The organism is Nguyenibacter vanlangensis, from assembly GCF_013376155.1.
In the GTDB taxonomy this organism is placed as follows: domain Bacteria; phylum Pseudomonadota; class Alphaproteobacteria; order Acetobacterales; family Acetobacteraceae; genus Gluconacetobacter; species Gluconacetobacter vanlangensis.
In genome coordinates this window covers 1-842 of sequence record NZ_JABXXP010000979.1, presented here as the reverse complement: position 1 = coordinate 842, position 842 = coordinate 1, and the positions used below count along the sequence as shown (strand labels likewise).

Genomic DNA, 842 nt, shown 5'->3' with positions numbered 1-842 from the left:
GACCAGGCGGCGACCTGCCGGGCGGCGGCATCGCGGGCGGGGTCGGCGGCGACGGCTCCGGAGGGGGCTCCGGAGGGGGAAACGGGATCGGCGATCATGGTCCTGCACCCTTTCCTGATGGCGTCAGATTAGCACGCGGGCCCGCTCGCCAGCGATCAATTTCTTACTTTCATAATGTCTGTATTTAATGGCTGATATTGCGTCAAGCCACATGGAATGCGACATCCCTGCCATGTCCGACAGCCCGACGCCCGACCGTCCCGCGCAGCCCGCCCTTTCGGTCCCTGCCGTCCCTGGTCCTGCCGCCCCGAATCCCGCGGCATCTTCCGGCATCGCGCCGCTGCGGATCGGCGATCCAGCGCCCGATTTCGCGGCCCGCACCACGCATGGCGCCATGCGGCTGAGCGATTATCGCGGGCGCTGGCTGGTGTTCTTCTCCCACCCGGCGGATTTCACCCCGGTCTGCACCAGCGAGTTCGTGGCGCTGGCCCGCGCCGCCGAGCGGTTCGCGGCGCTGGACTGCGCACTGCTGGGCCTGTCGGTGGACAGTCTGCATGCCCACCTGGCGTGGATCGAGGCCATCCGCGCCCAGTTCGGCGCCCCCGTCCCCTTTCCGGTCGTCGAGGACCCGACCATGGCGGTCGGCCGCGCCTTCGGCATGCTGGACGCCACCGCCCGCGACAGCGCCACGGTGCGGGCCAGCTATTTCATCGATCCGGCGGGGATCGTGCAGGCCATCACCTGGTATCCGATGTCGGTCGGGCGCTCGGTGGCCGAGATGCTGCGCCTGGTCGCGGCGCTGCAGCGCGCGGCGCAGGGTGATGCGCTGACGCCCGAGGGCT

The 842-nt window shown here is 69.8% G+C and carries 1 protein-coding gene; it reads left to right on the top strand.

Annotation, left to right across the window (positions count from 1 at the left end; translation table 11 throughout):
- Positions 1–232 precede the first annotated feature (232 nt).
- Positions 233–842: peroxiredoxin (locus HUK84_RS20620; RefSeq protein ID WP_176641854.1), on the top strand; the 610-nt coding region annotated here is incomplete at its 3' end.